Genomic DNA, 18,095 nt, shown 5'->3' on the forward strand with positions numbered 1-18,095 from the left:
ACCCCCCGCCCCCGCTAGTTGCCCGCCAGAACGCCGTCAGGAACCTCGGCCCCGCCGATCAGGCGCTTGTGTTCCTGTATCGCGAAGCGGTCGGTCATGCCTGCGATGTAATCCGCGACGATCCGCGCCAGAGCCGTCTGATCCGGTGCGTCCTCGACATCCTTGCGCCACTGTTTGGGCAGTTCGTTGGTGTTTTCCAGAAAGAAGACGAAGAGTTCGTTGATCATCTGTGTGACGACCTCGCGCATCTGCACGACGGCAGGCGCGCGATACATGCGCTGGAACAGAAACTGCCGGATCACCTTGAGGTCGGTCCACAGATCGGGCGAAAACTGGATCATCATGCGGCCGGCATGGCGGATGTCATGCACGGTCTTGGGCGCGAAGGCGGCAAGGTTGGCGCGGCTGACGTCGATGACATCCTCGACCAGAATACCGAAGAAGCGGCGCAGCGCCTCGTGGCGGCGACGATAGTAGTTGAGACCGGGGTATCTGTCATCGACCCGCGCAAAGCACCCCTTGAGGATCGGCAATTCGGCCAGTTCGTCGGTGCTGAACAGCTCGGCACGCAGACCGTCATGCAGATCGTGGTTGTTGTAGGCGATGTCGTCGGCCAAGGCGGCGACCTGCGCCTCGGCGCTGGCGTGGGTATGCAGTTCCAGATCATGGCGCGCATTATAGGCCGCCAGCGCGTAGGGGATATCGCCCGTCACCGGTCCATTGTGCTTGGCGATGCCTTCCAGCGTCTCCCATGTCAGGTTCAGACCGTCCCATTCGGCGTAATGACGTTCAAGACTGGTCACGATATGCAAAGCCTGCGCATTGTGATCGAACCCACCGTAAGGCTGCATCAGGGCATCCAGCGCCTCTTCCCCGGTATGGCCGAAGGGGGTGTGACCCAGATCATGGGCCAGCGCCACGGCCTCGGTCAGTTCGACATTCAGGTCCAGCGCCGCCGCCACCGTGCGGGCCACCTGCGCCACCTCGATCGAATGGGTCAACCTTGTGCGGAAATAGTCGCCCTCATGCTCGATGAAGACTTGGGTCTTGTGTTTCAGACGCCGAAAGGCGCTTGCATGGATGATCCGGTCGCGGTCGCGCTGATAGGGCGAGCGGAAGGTGCTTTCTTCCTCAGGGTATAGCCGCCCCCGCGGGTTCGCGGGATCGGTCGCGTAAGGCGCTGCCATCGATTTGCCTGTCTTGTCGCTTTTGCCTTCCATCCCTATATTCGAATTGTAACAGAACCGATAGGGCCAGCGATGTTCACCATCCCCCCCAAAGTCACCCCGCGCGCCTTCGAACGCCTTGCCGAGATCGGCGCCGCAGCCCAAGGCAAGGCCTTGCGGATCGCGGTCGAGGGCGGCGGTTGTTCCGGCTTTCAGTATGAAATCGACCTCGATGACCCGAAGGACGATGATCTGGTGCTGTCCGAACAGGGCGAAACCGTCGTGATCGACAGTGTCTCGCTGCCGTTTTTGGCCGATGCCACGATCGATTTCAGCGAGGAACTAATCGGCGCAAGGTTCGTGATCAACAACCCCAACGCCACATCCTCTTGCGGCTGCGGCACGTCGTTTTCGATGTAAGCTTGCGCCCCCGCCGCGGCTGCGGCACAAAGCTTGCCAGACAGCGGGGCCGCCCATGAAAATAGCGACATTCAACATCAACGGCGTCAAGGCGCGGATCGAGACCGTTCTGAACTGGCTCGATGCCGCGCAACCGGATGTCGCCGTTCTGCAAGAGATCAAGTCGCAGGACGAAAACTTCCCCCGCGATCTTTTCGAGGACAAGGGATACCATGTCGAAACCCACGGGCAGAAAAGCTTCAACGGCGTCGCCCTGATCTCGAAACTCCCGCTCGAGGATGTGACGCGCGGCCTGCCGGGCGGTGCCGGTGCGGGCCGCGATGGTGCGGACGACGACGAGGCGCGCTATATCGAGGCCACGGTGGTCGGGGACAAGGCCGTGCGCATCTGCGGCCTCTATCTGCCCAACGGAAACCCCGCACCCGGTCCGAAATACGACTACAAACTGCGCTGGATGGACCGCCTGCACGCCCGCGCGGCCGGGCTGATCGCCGACGAAACCTGCGCCCTGATCACCGGCGACTTCAACGTCATTCCGCAGGCCGAAGACGCCGCCCGCCCCGACGCATGGCGCGAGGATGCGCTGTTCCTGCCCCAGACCCGCGCCGCATTCCGCCGGATCGCCAATCTCGGCTATACCGAAGGCTTCCGCGCCTGCGAGGGCGGTGCGGGCCACTATTCCTTCTGGGACTATCAGGCCGGCGCATGGGAGCGCAACAACGGCATCCGGATCGACCACTTCCTGCTCACGCCGCAATGCGCGGATCTGCTGCGGTCGTGCTGGATCGAAAAGGACATACGCGCGGGCGACAAGCCCTCGGATCACGTGCCGGTCTGGGTTGACCTGGCGGCCTGATCCCGGGCAGACTGATGCGGTAGATCACTGATCAGGCCAGCAGATGCGCCAGCTATGGATGATCGCCGCCTTGGCAACCGCCCTGCCCCTTGCCGCGCAGGCCCAGTGCCGCGTCGCCATCGCGGGCACGGCCTGTGTCACCGTCCCGCAGACCTCTGCGCCCAAGGCCGACCCCGTGCAGGCGGGCGACACTCTGGAACGCGGGCAGTATCAGATGCTGATGAACGCCACCTACTACGGCCTGCCGCCGGTCAGCGATGGTTGGGTCTACATGCGGATCGCGGATGATATCTACCGCGTCGACTGGCGCACGCATACCGTTCTGGAACGGGTCACCGATCAGGCGGGCCGGAACTGGTAAGTCCGATGGCGCGCGCCTTGCAGGCTTTCGGCCAAAATCGACACGCCGCGTCGGTCACGGATGAGACATTCGTGCCAAGCTGGTGTCGTTAGGGTCAAGGAATTGACCACCCCATGCATGACCGCCGCATCCCCGAATGGCTTCGCCACGCCCCAGCGCCAAGCGTGCGCGGCTTTGCCATTCTCGCAGGCACCGAGGCGGTCGCGCGCGGCATCCTGATCTCGGTCTTTCCGCTGGCGATGTATCAGGCCTTGCGCGATGCGCAGGTGGTCTCGGCCATTTACTTCGGCATCGGAGTTGTCTCACTGCTGATCGGGCTGTTGGTGCCCTACGTGATCCGCTTCATTCCGCGGCGGGTCGTCTATGTGGCGGGCACCTTGACCTTTGCAGGCGGCGCGATCCTTGCGGCGACATCCTCGCCCCTTGCCGTGGCGGCGGGCCTTGCGCTGACGACCTTTGCCGTTGTCATCACCTTTGTCTGCTTCAATGCCTATGTGCTGGATTACATCGCCAAGATCGAACTGGGCCGACTGGAGACTTCGCGCCTGTTCTACAGTGCGGCGGGCTGGACCATCGGGCCGATGGCGGGTGTCTTTCTTTATCGCTGGTGGCCGCCGGCACCGTTCGTGATTGCCGCGATGGCGGCGCTGGCGATGACGGGGCTGTTTGTCTATCTGCGGCTGGGCAACGGCAAGCTGATCACCAAAAGCCGCCGCCCACCGCCCAACCCCTTCGCCTATTTCCCGCGCTTCTTCGCCCAGCCGCGCCTTGTGGCGGGCTGGACCTTCGCCGTTGTCCGGTCCTGCGGCTGGTGGGTCTATGTGGTCTACCTGCCGATCTATGCGGTGCAGAACGGGCTGGGCGATACGCTGGGCGGGATCGCCTTGTCGCTCTCGAACGGGGCGCTGTTTCTCACACCGGTCATGCTGCGCTTCATGCAGCGCACATCGGTGCGATTTGCCGTGATGACGGGGTTCGTGATGTCGGGAGTGCTGTTCCTGCTGGCAGGCGCGCCGCATGGGGTGCCCTATGTTGCGGTGGTCAGCCTGATGTGCGGGTCCTTCTTTCTGATCCTGCTGGATGTCTCGGCAGGCTTGCCCTTCCTGCTGGCGGTCAAACCGTCGGAACGGACCGAGATGTCGGCGATCTATTCCAGCTTCCGCGATGTCTCGGGAATCGTGACGCCGGGGGTTGCCTGGCTGGTCTTGCTGGTGGCGCCGCTCTCGGGGGTTTTCATCGCAGGCGGAGCGGGTCTGCTGGCGACACTCGGACTGGCGGCAAGGCTGCACCCGCGGCTGGGGGCGGCAAGGATCGCCATAGAGGGTGCGCCTCAACAGGGGGCGTTCGTAAAGGCAACTGTCACAAGCGAAGTCGTGTGAGCGTCAGGATCAGGAGGTTATCGAGAAATCCCAGGGAAGTGCGGATACCACTCGGAATGATCGCCAGCATGATTATCCATTCCGGGCTTGGTCAGGCAACCTTTCGGCGCGACATAGCTGTCGATCCGGAGTCTAGGTCTCTCGTGCCAGGTGAGGTTGAAGGCGGCGAGTTTCGGAAAGAAATACATTTCGGAGTAAGGCAGATGGTCGTGTATCCACCATGCGAGAGCACGCCAGTCTTCACCAGCCGCGTAACGATCCGCGAACCAAGGAATTACAACGCAGGCTGTCGCCCCCATATGTCCGTTTGCATCACGCCTATCCCAGATGTGGCCCGCAAAATTGGCTTCATTCGCTGCACAGCTGTATCCGGCCTTCCCCGTCCGTTGTTGTTCATTGCAGAACCCGTTGACCAAGGGTGAGCGGTAGGCAGAGCGGATAAGGACCTTGCCAAAGGTCTGTTGGAGCGGCTCAAGCAAGTCCACGCAAAGCCGCTTCCCTACCTCTATCGCCAGTTCGGGATCATCCGGCATATTTGACAATCCATGGAAGTTCGCGACTTCTGAATACAAAAACTCGCGCATCCAGAAGGATGGCGAAAGACGGATGCGCCCAAGCGCATCGAGTGTCGCGACACTGGTCGGAGCATTCATGTCGTCTTCCCCCTAGGCCGTCACATCGTGATCGTAAAGCCAGCCAAGCCGGTTCAGGAAGGCATCGGGGGCCAGCCGGCCCATCCCGCGCAGACCCAGAAGGGCGACCTGCCTCTTGATGCCGCGCAGGTGGTAGTTGCGGGCGTTGGCATTGGCGGCTTCGATGGCCCGCACCACGCGCGGGCGCCGGATATCCTGATACCGCCGCAGGGCTGTCGGCAGGTCGTCGCTTTCATCACAACAGCGCGCCAGCACATAGGCGTCCTCGATCGCGAGGTTCGCCCCCTGTGCCAGAAACGGCAGCGTCGGATGGGCGGCATCGCCCAGGATCGCGACCGATCCCGTCTGCCAGCGTTGCGCCACGGGATGCCGGAACAGACCCCAGAGGTTCACCCGCTCTACCGCGCCGAGGATCGCCTTCACCTGCCATCCGCAGTCGCTGAAGGCCCGCCGCAGATTGCCGGGATCATCGGCGTGGTGCCAGCCCTCGTCCGCCCATTGGCTGCGTTCCTGCACGGCGACGATGTTCAGGCGATCCTTCGCGACCGGATAGGTCACCAGATGCCGCCCCGGGGCCATCCAGACCCGCGCGACGGGATCGGCAGCCTCTACAAAGGTCAGCGCGCGCCATGCGACCTGCCCGGTAAAGAAAGGCTTGCCGGGGGTGTTCATCGCAGGCCGCACGATGGAATGCAGCCCATCGGCCCCGACCGTCAGATCGGCCCCGCGCGCTTCACCGTTGACGATGAAACCGCCATCGGGGCGCAGAGCCGACACCTTTGCATCCAGCACCACCTTCACGCCAGCCGCCGCACAGCCGCGCGCCAGAATGTCGATCAGGACGGCGCGGTGAAAAAAGCGGTAGCGCGGGGATTGGCGGGTCAGATCGAAGCGGGCGATCTGATGACCGGTCAGCGCGTCCATCGGCACAACGGCCTCGGCCGCGATCCCTGATGCGGCAAGGGCCTTGCCCACGCCCAAGCGGTCAAGCACCCTTGCGCCATTGGGGGTGATCTGCAGGCCTGCGCCGACCTCGGTCAGGGCAGGTGCCTGTTCATAGACGGTCACGCCAGCGCCCATGCGGGCAAAGGCCAGCGCGGCTGTCAGCCCGCCGATGCCGCCGCCGATAATGGCGACATCACGATGGGCGTTGCGCTGCACCTCAGTCGTCGCGATGGACTTTCTCGCGGCGCTCGTGGCGTTCCTGCGCTTCGAGGCTCATGGTCGCGATCGGGCGTGCATCCAGCCGCTTGAGCGAAATCGGCTCGCCCGTGATCTCGCAATAGCCGTATTCACCCTCTTCGATGCGGCGCAGGGCGGCATCGATCTTGCTGACCAGCTTGCGCTGGCGATCACGGGTGCGCAGTTCCAGCGCGCGGTCGGTCTCTTCCGAGGCGCGGTCGGCGATGTCGGGGATATTGCGGGTCGTGTCCTTCATGCCGGCGACGGTATCGCGGCTGTCTTCGAGGATCTCGGCTTTCCAGTTCAACAGCTTTCTGCGAAAGTATTCGGTCTGGCGCTCGTTCATGAATGGCTCATCGTCGGCCGGACGATAATCATCGGCGAGAAAGGTCTCTGCCTTCATTCTTTTTTCCTTTCGCTCATGTCGCTTAAGGAATCGGGCCATAAACGACATCCCCTTTGTAGGGCGGGGTTTACTCTGTCCAAACAAGGCTGTCACCCCCCAATAAATCGTCGAAAACGCAAGGTTGATGATACCTTGCGACCTGATAGTGTCCTGCAAAACTGCAAGGAAAGCACATGCAATTCACCGGCACCGAAAGCTATGTCGCGACCGAAGAGCTGACGATGGCCGTGAACGCCGCCGTCACACTGGAACGTCCCCTGCTGGTCAAGGGCGAGCCGGGAACCGGCAAGACCGAGCTTGCCCGGCAGGTCAGCGCCGCCCTTGGGCTGCCGATGATCGAATGGCACATCAAGTCGACCACGAAGGCGCAGCAGGGCCTTTACGAATACGACGCGGTCAGCCGTCTGCGCGACAGCCAGCTGGGTGATGCAAGGGTCCATGACGTGGCCAACTACATCAAGCGCGGCAAACTTTGGCAGGCCTTCGCGGCGGAGGGCAAGGTCGTGCTGCTGATCGACGAGATCGACAAGGCCGACATCGAGTTTCCCAATGACCTGTTGCAGGAACTCGACCGGATGGAGTTTCACGTCTACGAGACCGGCGAGACGATCCGCGCGATCCACCGCCCCATCGTGATCATCACCTCGAACAACGAAAAGGAATTGCCCGACGCCTTCCTGCGCCGCTGCTTTTTCCACTACATCCGCTTTCCCGATATCGACACGCTGCGCCGGATCGTCGAGGTGCATCACCCCGGCATCAAAGAGGCGCTGCTGACCACAGCCCTGACCCAGTTCTACGAGGTGCGCGAGACGGCGGGCCTGAAAAAGAAACCCTCGACCTCCGAGGTGCTCGACTGGTTGAAACTGCTTCTGGCCGAGGATCTGTCACCCGAAGACCTGCGGCGCGATGGCGCCAACGCCCTGCCCAAGCTGCACGGGGCGCTGCTGAAGAACGAACAGGACGTGCATCTTTTCGAACGGCTGGCCTTCATGGCGCGGGCGCAACGATAATCGCACACAAACGACGAAGTGACTGGTATGGACCGCGCGGGGCGCTAAAGTCCCGGCATGACAACGAAAGCCAGCGCACCATGACGACCTCCCAGATCATGAAACCCTTCCAGCCCGCATGAGAGCTCTTGCTTTTCTCCTGCTTGCCGTCGCCACGGCCTGCGCCGCCCCGCCGCAGGTGGACCGTGCGGCGGTCACCCCCGTCCGGCTTGATTTTCCGGCGCCGCAAGGGTTTGCGGGCGCAAGCCCCGGCCCTGCGACACGGTCGAATGCGGAAATGGCGCGGGATTTTCTCGATCTGGCCTTCGAGATGGAAAATGGCCGGTCGCTGCCGATCCTGACGCGGTTCGAGGGGCCGATCACCGTGCGCGTCTCGGGGCCGATCAACCCGATTTCGCGGCGCGATCTGGACCGGCTGCTGGCGCGCCTGCGCAACGAGGCGGGCATCGACATTCGCCTGACCACCGCGCAAAGCGCAAATATCGTGGTGCAGGCCGTGCCGACCGATGCCTTGCAACGGCTGGCCCCGAATGCCGCCTGCTTTGTCGTGCCGCGCGTCCAGACATGGGCCCAATTGCGCGCGGCACGCGGGACCCCCACGCTGGACTGGGCGACGCTCGACCGCCGCGACCGCGTCGCGATGTTCATCCCTTTCGATGTCACCCCACAAGAGACGCGGGACTGCCTGCACGAGGAACTGGCACAGGCGCTTGGGCCGATCAATGACCTTTACCGCCTGCCCGACAGCGTCTTCAACGACGACAACATCCAAACGATCCTCACCGGTTTCGACATGCTGATGCTGCGGGTCTACTACGCACCCGAACTGCAAAACGGCATGACGCGCGCGGCCGTGGCCGAGCGGCTTCCGGCGATCCTGCGCCGTCTCAACCCCGCAGGCGAGGGCCGGCCGGCGCAGATCGTGCCCCGCACCACCCCCCTGTGGAAAGCCGAGATCGAGCGCGCCCTCTCGGACGGTCGCCCCAACCGGGTGCGGCGTGTCGCAGCGCAGCGCGCCATCGCCATTGCCGAGGATCAGGGCTGGACGGATATCCGGCTTGCCTTCGCGCATTATGCCTATGGCCGTTTGCAGATCGAAAACGACCCCTCGCGCGCATTGCAGGCCTTCAATACCGCCAGCCGGATCTACAATGCGATTCCAGACACGCGCATCCATCGCGCCTTCATCGCGATGCAGCTTGCCGCCTATACCCTGATTTCGGGCGATGCCGACGCCACCATCGCGATCACGCAGGCCGCGATCCCTCAGGCGCGCCGCCACGAGAATGCAGCGCTTTTGTCGCTGCTGATGATGTTCCAGGCCGAGGCGCTGGACCTCAAGGGACAGACCGACGCGGGCATGGCGCTGCGGCTGGACAGTCTGGGCTATGCGCTCTATGGCTTCGGCAGCCGCGAAGAGGTGGTTGCGCGCCTCAATGAAATCGCCTCGTTGCCGCCACTTGCGGCGAATATCCAATCCAGGGTGACCCGATGATCTTTCCTCTTGCCGGTATGTTGTTCGGGGCCGCCTTGGGGGCCTGGCGCGCCAGATCGAATGGCGGCAAGGGCAAGGACATGGTGCAATGGGCCGCGGTCTTTGCGATCATCTTCGGCCTGATCGGCCTGTTCGTGTTGATCTTCATCCAGAGGTCCGTCGTCTAGGCCATGTTCCTGCCCTTCTTCGACAATCTGCGCAAAGCCGGTGTTCCGGTCTCGCTGCGCGAGTTTCTGTCGTTTCTCGAAGGCCTGAAGGCGGGGCTGGCCACCTATGATGTGGACGCTTTCTACTTTCTGGCCCGCACCGTCATGGTCAAGGACGAAAGGCATCTGGACAAGTTCGACCGCGCCTTCGCCGCCAGCTTTGCCGGTCTTGAAGACATCGCCGCCGATCAGGTTCTGACCGCGGTCGATATCCCCGCCGACTGGCTGGAAAAGCTTACAGAGCGACACCTTTCCGATGCCGAGAAGGCCGAGATCGCGGCTTTGGGCGGTTTCGACAAGCTGATCGAGACCCTCAGGAAGCGGCTAGAGGACCAAAAGGGCCGCCATCAGGGGGGCAACAAATGGATCGGCACGGCGGGCACCTCGCCCTTCGGGGCCTATGGCTACAATCCCGAAGGGGTGCGCATCGGCCAGAGCGGAAGCCGCCACCAGCGCGCGGTCAAGGTCTGGGACAAGCGCGAATTCCGCAATCTCGACGACACGGTCGAACTGGGGACGCGCAACATCAAGGTCGCCCTGAAACGCCTGCGCCGCTGGGCGCGGGATGGCGCACAAGAGGAACTGGACCTGAACGGCACGATCCGCGCCACCGCCGAACAGGGCTATCTGGACGTACAAACCCGGCCCGAGCGCCGCAACGCCGTGAAGGTGCTGCTGTTTCTCGATGTCGGCGGCTCGATGGACCCGCACGTCAAGGTGGTGCAGGAATTGTTCAGCGCCGCCAAATCCGAGTTCAAGCACCTTGAACACTTCTACTTTCACAATTGCCTTTATGAAGGCGTCTGGAAAGACAACCGGCGCCGCTGGAACGCGCAGACCCCGACTTGGGACGTGTTGCGGACCTATGGGGCGGATTACAAATGCATCTTTGTGGGCGACGCCAGCATGTCCCCCTACGAGATCGCCTTTGCAGGCGGTGCCAATGAACACTGGAACCCCGAAGCCGGACAGGTCTGGCTGGAACGCGCCCGTCACCAGTGGCCGGACAACCTCTGGATCAATCCCCTACAGGAACGTTACTGGCCCTACACCCAAAGCATTGGCATGATCAGTCAGATTTTCGGGGCCGACCGGATGGTCCCGATGACGCTTGCGGGTATCGACGCGGGAATGCGGGTGCTGGGCCGCTAAATGCGTGTGATCATCGCACAGACGTCACAGTTTGGCGGTAGCGGTCGCGGAAGCGCAATGGAAAGTGAAAAGCCATGTGGCATCGGATCAAGGATATCTGGAGGCATCACAAGATCGCCGTGATGGCCCTTGTCATCGTGGGCACGCTCGCGGGCGTCTTCGGCACGCGGTCCGTCTCGCAGATGATCTACTGGTCGAACCCCGCAAGAGCGGACCAGCCGCTGCAAGAGTGGATGACGCCACGCTATGTGGGGCGGTCCTACAGTGTCCCGGCCGAAGTCGTGCAGCGCGCCTTTGGTCTGGAACGTCCGGATGTGCCGCAGCGGATCTCGCTTGATGCGATCATGGATGCGCAAGGGTCCACACTGGAAGAATTGCAGGCCCGCCTTGATGCCGCCGTGGCGGACTTTCGATCGACGCGCCGCCCATGACCGAACTGATCCTCGAATTCGCCGCCGACTACGGCATCCCGCTTTTGCTGGTGGTGACGTTTCTCAGTTGCCTTGCGGTGCCGGTGCCGTCGTCGCTCTTGATGATCGCGTCGGGCGGGTTCGCGGCTGCGGGGGACCTGCAGCTTTGGGCGGTGATGCTGGCGGCCTTCGTGGGCGCGGTGCTTGGCGACAACCTTGGCTACTGGATCGCCTATCGCTTCAACGTGCGGTTTTCCGATTTGCTTGATCGCAACCCCAAACGCGCCGCACTGCGCAAGCGGGCGGCGGACTATATGGATCACTACGGCGGGGTCAGCGTGTTCTTCACGCGCTGGCTGGTCGCCCCCTTGGGGCCCTATATGAACTACGCCGCCGGTCTTGCCGGTTTCCCATGGCACCGCTTCGTCGTCTGGAGCATGGCGGGCGAGATTGTCTGGGTCTGCACCTATGTCGGTCTGGGATATCTCTTTGCGGATAACATCGCCGCGATCTCGACCCTTCTGGGCAATCTGTCCGGCTTCCTCGCCGCCCTTGTCGTGGCGGGCGGGCTGGTGATCTGGATGATCAACTCCAGCCGCCTGCGCGAGGCGCGCGACGCCCGCAAGGCAAAAAAGGCCAAGAGGTCGAAAGAGCGGCGGTGATGGGCCATGTCCTGATCGTCGCTATCGGGAATGTGATCGCCATGACCGCGGGCGACACCGCGCGCCAGGTCGGAAATCGGCCCGACCGCCGATCGCCAAGGCTTGAGAAACCGCCGTCACCGCCCATATTTCAATCATGATCAAACTGACCCCGATCCTGATGGCTGTCCTTTACGGGCTGGTGCTTTACCGCTTTTCGGTCTGGCGCACCCAGCGCGAGCTTGACGCCAATTCGACCGAGCTTGCCGACCCGATCCTGAAGGTGCTGATGGACCGGATGGCAAAGGCGCTCGATATCGACCGGATTAGGGTGCATATCTATGAAATCGAACCGGTCAACGGTCTGGCCGCCCCCGACGGGCGCATCTTCATCACGCGAGGGTTCTTCAACAAATATCGCGCAGGCCAGGTCTCGTCCGAGGAAATGGCCAGCGTCATCGCGCATGAGTTGGGCCATGTTGCCCTGGGCCATTCGCGCCGCCGGATGATCGACTTTTCCGGCCAGAACGCGATGCGCACGGCCCTTGCGATGATCCTCAACCGGTTCATCCCCTTCATCGGCCCGTGGATCGCGGGCCTGCTGATGAGCCTCGTCGCCGCGCGCCTGTCGCGCGCCGATGAATTCGAGGCGGACGCCTACGCCTCGGCGCTGCTGGTGAAGGCGGGGATCGGCACCGGCCCGCAAAAGACGCTGTTCCAGAAGCTGGAGAAACTGACCGGCGCGCGCGGTGCTGCGGTGCCCGCATGGCTGCTGAGCCACCCCAAATCGACCCAGCGGATCGCGGCGATCGAGGCGAACGAAAGCAAATGGGCCGCCAGATAGCCCGTCATCCTGCAGGCATGACGCCCGCCAAACACATCCGTCCTAGCCCGATATCCCGCGTTCAAGCGCTTTGCCGAAACGCGGCAAACGCGCCTTTTTCATCAGCGCCCGCATGGTCCACGGGCGTTCCGACAGCCTGTTCGCTTCGGCCAGCACACTGTCGGCCACAGCGCGCACCTGATCGGGGTTTTCTTCCAGCCGGTCGCGCAGAAAGCCGTCCGGCTCCCAGCGCAACAGCGCCTCGTCGCCAAGGATATCCTTGGGAAAATCCTTGTTGTTCATCGTCAGGATCCCGTCGCATGAGCCTGCAACCGCCGCCGCCAGCACATGAATGTCGGCAGGGTCCGGCAGCCAGAAACGCCGCGCGAAACTGTCGTCATGGCTGACCTCGGCACGCGGAAACGCGGCCCCCAGCAAAGCGATCTCGCCCCTTGCCCAAACCTCGTCCGCGCCGCTCTGCTTGCCCGCCGCCCGCGCCCATTCTTCAAGGATCCGCGCCGACCAGCGCGGTTCATAGAGCCCTGCCCCCGCACAGCCCAGCAGGACCTCGCGCATCACGGTCGGGTAAAGCACGCAGGCATCCAGCATCACCCTCATAGGCGGTAGAACACGGCCTTGAGATATCCGCTTTCGGCCAGATGCGGCATCAGCGGATGATCGGGACCCGCAAAGCCCGTGTGGATGATCTGCCCGCGCCGCCCTGCCCGCCCGATCCCGCGGGATGATGCATTGCGGAACTTGGTCAGATCCGCCGCATGCGAACAGGAACACAAGACCAGATACCCGCCCTCGGCCACCAAGGGGGCGGCAAGGCGCGCCACACGTTCATAGGCGCGCAACCCCGCATCGAGCGCGTTTTTCGAAGGCGCAAAGGCCGGCGGGTCGCAGACCACAAGGTCGAAGGTCTCGCCTGCCTCCGCCAAAGCCGTCAGAACATCGAAAGCATCGCCCTTGCGGGTCGTGAACCGGTCCGCGACCCCCATCGCCTGCGCCCCCGCCTCTGCCAGGGCAAGGGCTGCCTCGGATCCGTCGACGGCAAGGGCCGATCGCGCGCCCCCCGCCAAAGCCGCCAGCCCGAAGCCGCCCACATGCGCGAAGACATCCAGCACCCGCGCGCCCTTGGCCAGCGATGCCGCCATGGCATGGTTCGGGCGCTGGTCGAAAAAGAGTCCGGTTTTCTGCCCGCCCATGACATCGGCCATATAGGTCGCACCATTCATCGGCACCGGCACCGGTCCCGCAGGTGCCGTCCCGATCAGCACATCCGTCCGCTCGTCCAGCCCCTCCAGCGTGCGCGCGCGGCCGGTGCCGTTCATGATGACGGTCGCGACACCCGTCACCGCGACCAGTGCTGCGCAAAGCGGATCGATCAGGGCATCGGCCCAGGCCGCGTTCGGCTGCACCACCGCCAGATCGCCGAAACGGTCGATCACGACACCCGGAAGCCCGTCCGCCTCGGCATGGACCAACCGGTAGAAGGGCGCATCGTAAAGCCGCGCGCGGTGCGCAAGGGCGCGTGTCAGAAGCGCGGCGAACCATGCCTGATCGATCGCCGCCTCTGGATCGCGATCCAGCATCCGGCAGATGATCTTGGAATTGGGGTTCACCGCAACAGTGCCAAGCGGCACGCGGCCTGCATCTTCAAGCCGGGCGATGGCACCGGGGGCAAGGCCGCGCGTGCGCCGGTCGGTGACAAGTTCGTTGGCATAAACCCAAGGAAAGCCATGGCGGATGGCGCGCGCCTCGGCCTTGGGGATCAGGCGAACGGTGGGGCGGTCGGTGGCGGTGGCATGATCGGTCATAGCACGCCCTCTATCCTGCGCGATGCCCGCTGGAAAGGGCGTCGTTTACGCCAGTTGCTGGCGCAGCAGCGCCGTCAGGAAATCGGTGACCCGCACACGTTCTGTCTGGCCTGCATCGATCAAGGCGGCAGCACGCGCGCCACCGGGTGCCGACAGGTTCCCGACAACGCGGCGCGGCGGTTCGATGATCGCCCCGGTGTGCGCATCGCGCACGGAAAGGTCGAAGATGACGTTGTAGACCCCGCCCACGGTCGTGCGCGTCCGTGTCGTGACACCGTGAAAGCGGATCAGCACGACATCGACCACGACCGGCGTCGATCCATTCAACACCGGTTGACTACGCCTTGCGGCCTCTTGAAACATCGTTTCGATCTGCGCGAGACGCGGCCCCGGCGGATCACCGCGCCAGACGATATCGGCCATCGGGTAGAATGAGTTCTCTTCCGAGACGATAAGACCCTCGCGCGCGGCGAAACGCAATTCGCGCAGGTCATAGGATCGCTGCATGACCGGACGCGGATCCGCCTGCTGCATGGCCCCGCCCGGCGCACAGGCCGCCACCAGCCCAAGGGCCGAAGTCACCAAAAACGTCCGTCTCAACATGCCTGCCTACCTCGCTACCGCCTGCCTGATGGCTAGATAGTCACTTGGGCGGAAATTTGACAATCCCCATACTTCTTTGTGCGCAAATTGCGCACTTCTGTCAGGCCCCCTCTTGTTAGCGCTAACACAATTTGCTATAGCCCAGAGCAAGCCAAAGCAGAGGATGTCATGTCGCTCCACCCGAAAATCGCAGCCGTCACCGACCGCATCCGCGCGCGGTCCGAAGGCCCCCGCCGGACCTACCTCGACACGATGGCGCGCGCCGCCGCCGAAGGCCCGCGCCGGTCGCATCTGACCTGCGGCAATCAGGCCCATGCCTATGCGGCGATGGGCGATGACAAGGGCACGCTGGTCGGCGAAAAGTCACCCAACATCGGGATCATCACGGCCTATAACGACATGCTGTCCGCGCATCAGCCGTTCGAGACCTACCCCCACCTGATCAAAGAGGCCGCCCGCCGCGCCGGGGGAACCGCGCAAGTTGCCGGCGGCGTGCCTGCGATGTGCGATGGCGTGACCCAAGGCCAGACCGGGATGGAACTGTCGCTGTTCAGCCGCGATGTGATCGCCCTCTCGGCGGCGGTCGGCCTGTCGCACAACGTCTTCGACTCGGCGATCTATCTGGGCGTCTGCGACAAGATCGTCCCCGGCCTTGTGATCGCCGCGGCGACCTTCGGCTATATTCCCGGCGTCTTCGTGCCCGCAGGGCCGATGGTCTCGGGCCTGCCGAACGATGAGAAAGCCGCCGTGCGCCAGAGATTCGCCACCGGCGAGGTCGGCCGCAAGGAACTGATGGCGGCGGAAATGGCCTCGTATCACGGTCCGGGCACCTGCACCTTCTATGGCACCGCGAACTCCAACCAGATGCTGATGGAATTCATGGGGTTGCACCTGCCCGGCGCATCCTTCGTCAATCCCGGCACACCCCTGCGCGAGGCGCTGACCACCGCCGCAACCGAACGCGCGCTGCAGATCACCGCCCTCGGCAACGACTTCCGGCCGGTCTATGAGATCCTCGACGAAAGGGCCTTTGTGAACGGCATCGTCGGGCTGATGGCGACGGGAGGTTCGACCAATCTGGTGATCCACCTGCCCGCCATGGCCAAGGCGGCGGGGGTGATCCTCGACCTCGAAGACTTCAGCGACCTGTCCGAGGTCACCCCGCTGATGGCCAAGGTCTATCCCAACGGTCTGGCGGATGTGAACCACTTCCATGCGGCGGGCGGTCTGGGCTTCATGATCTCGGAACTGCTGAACGCAGGCCTTTTGCATGACGATGCCAAGACCATCGCGGGCGACGGGCTGGACCTCTATACGCAAGAACCCAAGCTGGTCGATGGCCGGATCACCTACGGCCCCGGCGCAGGTGCGACGCTGAACGACAAGATCCTGCGCCCCGCATCCGATCCGTTTCAGGCGCAGGGCGGGCTGATCCAGCTGTCGGGCAACCTCGGGCGCGGCGTGATCAAGACCTCGGCCGTGGCCAGGGAACGCCACGTCATCGAGGCCCCGGCCCGCATCTTCCACGATCAGGACAGCGTGAAAGCCGCCTTCAAGGCCGGAGAATTCACCCAAGACACGGTGATCGTGGTGCGCTTTCAGGGCCCGAAATCGAACGGGATGCCGGAATTGCACGGGCTGACCCCGACCCTCGCGGTCTTGCAGGATCGCGGCCTGAAGGTGGCACTGGTCACGGACGGGCGCATGTCGGGCGCCTCCGGCAAGGTGCCATCGGCGATCCATGTCTGCCCCGAAGCGGCCGATCAGGGCCCGATCGCCCGGCTGCGCGACGGCGATGTCATCCGGCTGGATGCGACAGCGGGCACCATCGCGGTCCTCGGCGTCGATCTGGACAGCCGCGAACCCGCAACGGCGGACCTCACTGGCAATGGCAACGGCGTGGGCCGCGAATTGTTCGAGGTCTTCCGCCGCAACGTGGGCCTTGCCGCCAGCGGTGCAGGTGTTGTTGTCTAGCCTTGCTTCTTTCTCCCATGAAACTCCCGCCGGAGGCATCCGAGGATCGCAACCGGCACCGCCCGAAGGACCAAATACATGACACCGCAACAGGCCTCTGACGCCACCGAAAAACTCTGCCTGCTGGCCCCTGTGGTACCGGTTCTGGTGATCGAGGATGCCGCCACGGCCGCCGATCTGGCGCGCGCGCTGGTCGCAGGCGGCCTGCCCGCACTCGAGGTCACCCTGCGCACGCCCGCAGCCCTCGATGCGATCCGCGAAATGGCGCAGGTGCCCGGCGGCGTGGTCGGTGCGGGCACGCTGCTGACACCGAAAGATGTCGAAAACGCCAAGGCCGCCGGCGCGACCTTCGGCGTCTCGCCGGGTGCCACGGACAAGCTGCTGGATGCCTGCGAGGCCAACGACCTGCCGCTCCTGCCCGGTGCCGCCACCGCATCCGAGGCGATGCGCCTTCTGGAACGCGGCTACCGCGTGCAAAAGTTCTTCCCCGCCGAGGCGAACGGCGGCGCCGCGGCCCTCAAGGCGATCGGCGCCCCCATGCCGCAGGTCAAGTTCTGCCCCACAGGCGGCGTCACGCGTGCCAACGCGCCGCACTATCTGGGGCTGTCGAACACGCTCTGCGTCGGCGGGTCCTGGGTCGCCCCGAAGGATCTGGTGCAGGCGGGCGACTGGGCGGGGATCACCGCATTGGCCGCGGAAGCCGCAGGACTGGCGCGCAGGTGATCGCGCGGGGTTTCACCGACCGTTAGGATATTTGCTTTAGGCCCCATCACATACGGATGTGAAAGGGGCGGCGAATGCTTGAATCCTGGTCAATCTCGCGGCGCATCGCTGCCGGTTTTGTGGTGCTGATCGCGCTGATCGTCGGCCTGTCGGTCTTTGCGCATCGGTCTGTCGCGACCCTCGGGGCCGATTTTGCCGAATACCGCAAGATCTCGACGCAGGCCCGGACCGCGACGGCCTATATCGAGGATATGTTCGAAGGGCGCCTCGCCTCGTTGCGTTACCGCGTGTCCGCAAACGACGCCGACCGGATCGCCGTGCGCGCGAACATGGCCGAAATCTACGCCGATGACAGTCTGGTGGGGGCCTTCCGTGGCAGTCCGGACAGGCTGGAAACGATCAACACCATCCGCGCGCAGGCCGAAGCCTACGCCGATGCCTTCGACCAATTGGCCATCCAGGTCAGGACCAGCATCGGCCAGAGAGAGGATTTCAACACCCGCAGTGCGACCCTCGATCAACAGATCAACGGCATTTTCGACCAAGCTGTCCAAACCGGAAGCCCTGCCACGATTGCGGCTGCGGGCCGGTCACTCCAGGATCTGATGCAGGCGATTGTCAGCGGAACCGACTATATCAGGACCAAGGACGCGACCCATCTTGCCGCCGCGCAAGAGGCGCTATCGGACTTTGACAGATCGCTGCGGCAGCTCGATGCGATCAACCAGCAGGACATCATCGCCGATCAAATCGCGGACCTGCGGCAGACCTATGACGGCTACGGCGCGTCGCTTGCCGGCTATAGCGCG

At 63.7% G+C, this 18,095-nt stretch carries 21 protein-coding genes; 14 read left to right on the forward strand and 7 right to left on the reverse strand.

Annotated features, from left to right (window positions below; genetic code table 11):
- Positions 1–14: 14 nt before the first annotated feature.
- Positions 15–1,187 (reverse strand): deoxyguanosinetriphosphate triphosphohydrolase, encoded by a 1,173-nt coding sequence (locus V7N12_RS02065; protein ID WP_333712315.1) that lies wholly within the window; start codon positions 1,185–1,187, stop codon positions 15–17.
- Positions 1,188–1,259: 72 nt separating this feature from the next.
- On the opposite strand from V7N12_RS02065, the gene V7N12_RS02070 reads away from it, so the two are divergent.
- The 4 genes from V7N12_RS02070 (at position 1,260) to V7N12_RS02085 (ending at position 4,182) form a co-directional block, all read left to right on the forward strand.
- Positions 1,260–1,586, forward strand: coding sequence for a HesB/IscA family protein (locus V7N12_RS02070; protein WP_333712317.1), 327 nt, complete (start codon positions 1,260–1,262; stop codon positions 1,584–1,586).
- Positions 1,587–1,641: 55 nt separating this feature from the next.
- A complete protein-coding gene (xth, locus tag V7N12_RS02075; RefSeq protein ID WP_333712319.1) occupies positions 1,642–2,442 on the forward strand; it encodes an exodeoxyribonuclease III in 801 nt (266 codons plus the stop codon).
- Between the two features lie 43 nt (positions 2,443–2,485).
- Positions 2,486–2,803 carry a hypothetical protein gene (locus tag V7N12_RS02080; protein WP_333712320.1) on the forward strand — a complete coding sequence of 106 codons (318 nt, stop codon included), beginning with the start codon at positions 2,486–2,488 and terminating at the stop codon, positions 2,801–2,803.
- A 113-nt stretch (positions 2,804–2,916) separates the two neighbouring features.
- Positions 2,917–4,182 carry an MFS transporter gene (locus tag V7N12_RS02085; RefSeq protein WP_333712321.1) on the forward strand — a complete coding sequence of 422 codons (1,266 nt, stop codon included), beginning with the start codon at positions 2,917–2,919 and terminating at the stop codon, positions 4,180–4,182.
- Between the two features lie 17 nt (positions 4,183–4,199).
- Here V7N12_RS02085 and V7N12_RS02090 read toward each other — a convergent pair whose 3' ends face one another.
- From V7N12_RS02090 to dksA, 3 genes are read right to left on the reverse strand one after another with little or no spacing between them, the layout of a single operon-like run.
- A complete protein-coding gene (locus tag V7N12_RS02090) occupies positions 4,200–4,835 on the reverse strand; it encodes a hypothetical protein (protein WP_333712322.1) in 636 nt (211 codons plus the stop codon).
- A 12-nt stretch (positions 4,836–4,847) separates the two neighbouring features.
- Complete coding sequence (locus tag V7N12_RS02095) at positions 4,848–5,996, reverse strand: FAD-dependent monooxygenase (RefSeq protein ID WP_333712324.1); 1,149 nt, start codon at positions 5,994–5,996, stop codon at positions 4,848–4,850.
- A 1-nt stretch (position 5,997) separates the two neighbouring features.
- Positions 5,998–6,420, reverse strand: a complete 423-nt coding sequence (gene dksA, locus V7N12_RS02100; protein WP_333712325.1) for an RNA polymerase-binding protein DksA — start codon at positions 6,418–6,420, stop codon at positions 5,998–6,000.
- A 176-nt stretch (positions 6,421–6,596) separates the two neighbouring features.
- On the opposite strand from dksA, the gene V7N12_RS02105 reads away from it, so the two are divergent.
- From V7N12_RS02105 to V7N12_RS02135, 7 genes are all read left to right on the forward strand, one after another.
- The gene (locus V7N12_RS02105; protein ID WP_333712327.1) at positions 6,597–7,436 is read left to right on the forward strand and encodes an AAA family ATPase; all 840 of its coding nucleotides are present in this window, start codon (positions 6,597–6,599) and stop codon (positions 7,434–7,436) included.
- Between the two features lie 118 nt (positions 7,437–7,554).
- Positions 7,555–8,931, forward strand: coding sequence for a DUF2927 domain-containing protein (locus tag V7N12_RS02110; RefSeq protein WP_333712328.1), 1,377 nt, complete (start codon positions 7,555–7,557; stop codon positions 8,929–8,931).
- Positions 8,928–9,098, forward strand: a complete 171-nt coding sequence (locus V7N12_RS02115) for a hypothetical protein (protein ID WP_333712329.1) — start codon at positions 8,928–8,930, stop codon at positions 9,096–9,098. The genes V7N12_RS02110 and V7N12_RS02115 overlap by 4 nt, the downstream gene beginning before the upstream one ends.
- A gap of 3 nt (positions 9,099–9,101) precedes the next feature.
- Positions 9,102–10,289 carry a vWA domain-containing protein gene (locus V7N12_RS02120; RefSeq protein WP_333712330.1) on the forward strand — a complete coding sequence of 396 codons (1,188 nt, stop codon included), beginning with the start codon at positions 9,102–9,104 and terminating at the stop codon, positions 10,287–10,289.
- A gap of 74 nt (positions 10,290–10,363) precedes the next feature.
- Positions 10,364–10,720, forward strand: coding sequence for a hypothetical protein (locus tag V7N12_RS02125; RefSeq protein ID WP_333712332.1), 357 nt, complete (start codon positions 10,364–10,366; stop codon positions 10,718–10,720).
- Positions 10,717–11,361, forward strand: a complete 645-nt coding sequence (locus V7N12_RS02130) for a DedA family protein (protein ID WP_333712334.1) — start codon at positions 10,717–10,719, stop codon at positions 11,359–11,361. The genes V7N12_RS02125 and V7N12_RS02130 overlap by 4 nt, the downstream gene beginning before the upstream one ends.
- Before the next feature lie 136 nt (positions 11,362–11,497).
- Positions 11,498–12,184, forward strand: a complete 687-nt coding sequence (locus V7N12_RS02135) for a M48 family metallopeptidase (protein WP_333712335.1) — start codon at positions 11,498–11,500, stop codon at positions 12,182–12,184.
- A 42-nt stretch (positions 12,185–12,226) separates the two neighbouring features.
- Here the strand turns inward: V7N12_RS02135 and V7N12_RS02140 are convergent, their stop codons facing one another.
- From V7N12_RS02140 to V7N12_RS02150, 3 genes are read right to left on the reverse strand one after another with little or no spacing between them, the layout of a single operon-like run.
- Complete coding sequence (locus V7N12_RS02140; protein ID WP_333712337.1) at positions 12,227–12,781, reverse strand: RSP_2648 family PIN domain-containing protein; 555 nt, start codon at positions 12,779–12,781, stop codon at positions 12,227–12,229.
- Entirely contained in the window at positions 12,778–13,986 is a 1,209-nt protein-coding gene (locus V7N12_RS02145; protein ID WP_333712338.1) for an RSP_2647 family RNA methyltransferase, read from the reverse strand. The genes V7N12_RS02140 and V7N12_RS02145 overlap by 4 nt, the downstream gene beginning before the upstream one ends.
- A gap of 45 nt (positions 13,987–14,031) precedes the next feature.
- The gene (locus V7N12_RS02150; RefSeq protein ID WP_333712340.1) at positions 14,032–14,568 is read right to left on the reverse strand and encodes a DUF6778 family protein; all 537 of its coding nucleotides are present in this window, start codon (positions 14,566–14,568) and stop codon (positions 14,032–14,034) included.
- Between the two features lie 189 nt (positions 14,569–14,757).
- Between V7N12_RS02150 and edd the strand changes: the two genes are divergently transcribed.
- From edd to V7N12_RS02165, 3 genes are all read left to right on the forward strand, one after another.
- Positions 14,758–16,563 (forward strand): phosphogluconate dehydratase, encoded by a 1,806-nt coding sequence (gene edd, locus V7N12_RS02155; RefSeq protein WP_333712342.1) that lies wholly within the window; start codon positions 14,758–14,760, stop codon positions 16,561–16,563.
- Positions 16,564–16,641: 78 nt separating this feature from the next.
- On the forward strand, positions 16,642–17,286 hold the full coding sequence (gene eda / locus V7N12_RS02160) for a bifunctional 4-hydroxy-2-oxoglutarate aldolase/2-dehydro-3-deoxy-phosphogluconate aldolase (protein ID WP_333712344.1): 645 nt from the start codon (positions 16,642–16,644) through the stop codon (positions 17,284–17,286).
- 74 nt (positions 17,287–17,360) lie between these two features.
- A partial coding sequence (locus V7N12_RS02165; protein ID WP_333712346.1) for a hypothetical protein occupies positions 17,361–18,095 on the forward strand: 735 nt, incomplete at its 3' end.

Source organism: Yoonia sp., assembly GCF_036770585.1.
Taxonomy (GTDB): Bacteria; Pseudomonadota; Alphaproteobacteria; order Rhodobacterales; family Rhodobacteraceae; genus Yoonia.

What these genes read in the sequence shown, in the direction of transcription:
- V7N12_RS02065 (WP_333712315.1), bottom strand. Translation starts at nt 1,187, where the DNA reads ATGGCAGCGCCTTACGCGACCGATCCCGCGAACCCGCGGGGGCGGCTA.
- V7N12_RS02070 (WP_333712317.1), top strand. Translation starts at nt 1,260, where the DNA reads ATGTTCACCATCCCCCCCAAAGTCACCCCGCGCGCCTTCGAACGCCTT.
- xth (WP_333712319.1), top strand. Translation starts at nt 1,642, where the DNA reads ATGAAAATAGCGACATTCAACATCAACGGCGTCAAGGCGCGGATCGAG.
- V7N12_RS02080 (WP_333712320.1), top strand. Translation starts at nt 2,486, where the DNA reads ATGCGCCAGCTATGGATGATCGCCGCCTTGGCAACCGCCCTGCCCCTT.
- V7N12_RS02085 (WP_333712321.1), top strand. Translation starts at nt 2,917, where the DNA reads ATGCATGACCGCCGCATCCCCGAATGGCTTCGCCACGCCCCAGCGCCA.
- V7N12_RS02090 (WP_333712322.1), bottom strand. Translation starts at nt 4,835, where the DNA reads ATGAATGCTCCGACCAGTGTCGCGACACTCGATGCGCTTGGGCGCATC.
- dksA (WP_333712325.1), bottom strand. Translation starts at nt 6,420, where the DNA reads ATGAAGGCAGAGACCTTTCTCGCCGATGATTATCGTCCGGCCGACGAT.
- V7N12_RS02105 (WP_333712327.1), top strand. Translation starts at nt 6,597, where the DNA reads ATGCAATTCACCGGCACCGAAAGCTATGTCGCGACCGAAGAGCTGACG.
- V7N12_RS02110 (WP_333712328.1), top strand. Translation starts at nt 7,555, where the DNA reads ATGAGAGCTCTTGCTTTTCTCCTGCTTGCCGTCGCCACGGCCTGCGCC.
- V7N12_RS02115 (WP_333712329.1), top strand. Translation starts at nt 8,928, where the DNA reads ATGATCTTTCCTCTTGCCGGTATGTTGTTCGGGGCCGCCTTGGGGGCC.
- V7N12_RS02120 (WP_333712330.1), top strand. Translation starts at nt 9,102, where the DNA reads ATGTTCCTGCCCTTCTTCGACAATCTGCGCAAAGCCGGTGTTCCGGTC.
- V7N12_RS02125 (WP_333712332.1), top strand. Translation starts at nt 10,364, where the DNA reads ATGTGGCATCGGATCAAGGATATCTGGAGGCATCACAAGATCGCCGTG.
- V7N12_RS02130 (WP_333712334.1), top strand. Translation starts at nt 10,717, where the DNA reads ATGACCGAACTGATCCTCGAATTCGCCGCCGACTACGGCATCCCGCTT.
- V7N12_RS02135 (WP_333712335.1), top strand. Translation starts at nt 11,498, where the DNA reads ATGATCAAACTGACCCCGATCCTGATGGCTGTCCTTTACGGGCTGGTG.
- V7N12_RS02140 (WP_333712337.1), bottom strand. Translation starts at nt 12,781, where the DNA reads ATGAGGGTGATGCTGGATGCCTGCGTGCTTTACCCGACCGTGATGCGC.
- V7N12_RS02145 (WP_333712338.1), bottom strand. Translation starts at nt 13,986, where the DNA reads ATGACCGATCATGCCACCGCCACCGACCGCCCCACCGTTCGCCTGATC.
- edd (WP_333712342.1), top strand. Translation starts at nt 14,758, where the DNA reads ATGTCGCTCCACCCGAAAATCGCAGCCGTCACCGACCGCATCCGCGCG.
- eda (WP_333712344.1), top strand. Translation starts at nt 16,642, where the DNA reads ATGACACCGCAACAGGCCTCTGACGCCACCGAAAAACTCTGCCTGCTG.